The sequence below is a fragment of the Mesorhizobium sp. M1A.F.Ca.IN.020.06.1.1 genome, from assembly GCF_004023265.1.
Classification (GTDB): domain Bacteria; phylum Pseudomonadota; class Alphaproteobacteria; order Rhizobiales; family Rhizobiaceae; genus Mesorhizobium.
The window spans coordinates 1-1,483 of sequence record NZ_RZSR01001214.1 but is presented as its reverse complement, the minus strand read 5'-3'; the positions used below and the strand labels follow the sequence as shown (position 1 = coordinate 1,483).

1 protein-coding gene and 1 pseudogene are annotated in these 1,483 nt (G+C 65.5%); one reads left to right on the top strand and one right to left on the bottom strand.

The features are described from left to right. Positions 1-757 (bottom strand): sigma 54-interacting transcriptional regulator (locus tag EOA60_RS32605; RefSeq protein ID WP_245502670.1); only part of this gene is annotated, 757 nt, incomplete at its 3' end. Here EOA60_RS32605 and EOA60_RS32600 point away from each other — a divergent pair. Further along, a pseudogene (locus tag EOA60_RS32600) lies at positions 734-1,456 on the top strand (PAS domain-containing sensor histidine kinase); the annotation flags it as partial. The gene EOA60_RS32605 and the pseudogene EOA60_RS32600 overlap by 24 nt on opposite strands. Positions 1,457-1,483 lie beyond the last annotated feature (27 nt).

Genomic DNA, 1,483 nt, shown 5'->3' with positions numbered 1-1,483 from the left:
GCTGTAGCACGCGCAGCAGGCGCGTCTGCGCCTCCATCGGCATGTCGCCGATCTCGTCGAGGAACAGCGTGCCGCCTTCGGCCTGCTCGAAGCGGCCGGTGGAGCGGTTCTGCGCGCCGGTGAAGGCGCCCTTCTCATGGCCGAACAGTTCCGATTCGATCAGGTCGCGCGGGATCGCGGCCATGTTGATGGCCACGAAAGGCCCGCCGCGGCGGCGGCCGTATTCGTGCAGCGCGCGCGCTACCAGCTCCTTGCCGGTGCCGGATTCGCCGCTGATCATCACCGTCAGGTCGGTCTGCATCATGCGGGCCAGCATGCGGTAGATGTCCTGCATGGCGGCCGAGCGGCCGACCAGCGGCATCGTCTCCGGCTGATCGTCGGCGCGGGAATCCAGCTTCGGCCGCTTCGGCTCGGCAAGCGCGCGGTTGACGATGTTGAGCAGCTCGGTCAGATCGAAGGGCTTCGGCAGATACTCGTAGGCGCCGGTCTCGGAGGCGCGGATGGCAGTCATGAAAGTGTTCTGCGCGCTCATGACGATGACCGGCAGCTCGGGTCGCGCCTTCTTGATGCGCGGCAGCATGTCGAAGGCGTTCTCGTCCGGCATCACCACATCGGTGATGACGAGGTCGCCCTCGCCGGCAGCCACCCAGCGCCACAGCGTCGAGGCGTTCGAAGTCACGCGCACTTCATGGCCGACGCGCGACAGCGCCTGGTTGAGCACGGTTCGGATCGCCGCATCGTCATGGCCCGCAGGCACGGCCGTGCAGCATCGCGGCTGCATGTGCGCATCGTCGCCATGTTCGCGCTGGTCGCCGCGATCCCGGCGATCATGGTCGCGATCATCGCCTCGATCACGCTCGATATCGGCCTCGACCGCTGGTTCGAGATCCGCACCAAAACGATCGTCAATTCGTCGCTGTCGATCGCCGATGCCTATGTCCAGGAAAATGCCCGCAACCTGCAGGGCACGACCCTGTCGATGGCCTACGACCTCGATGCCTCGCGCACGCTCTACGGGCTCGACCGCACCGGCTTCCTCGACCTCATGAACAAGGAGGCCGTCGGCCGCGGACTGGCGCATGCGGCGCTGATCAAGCCTGACGGCTCTTTCGTCATGAGCGCCAAGACCGACGCCGACTTCGCCATGCCTGAGCCGCCCCCTGGCGCGGTCAACACGGCCGCTGACGGCAAGCCGGTGCTGATCGAGCCGCGCACCCGCAACATCATGGGCGCCATCGTCAAATTGCGCGAGATCGAAGGTCTTTACCTCTACACGATCCGGCTCGTGGACCCAGACGTTATCAAGGCGCGGCAGATCGTTCGGTCGAACACCGACGAGTATCGCGGACTTGAAGAGAACCGTCGCACTTCGCAGGTCGCGTTCGCGCTGCCCTATCTGTCGCTGACCCTGATCGTCATCCTGTCGGCGATCTGGACCGGTATCGCCGACAGGATGACGATCAGGGTCAGCGACAGATAGGGC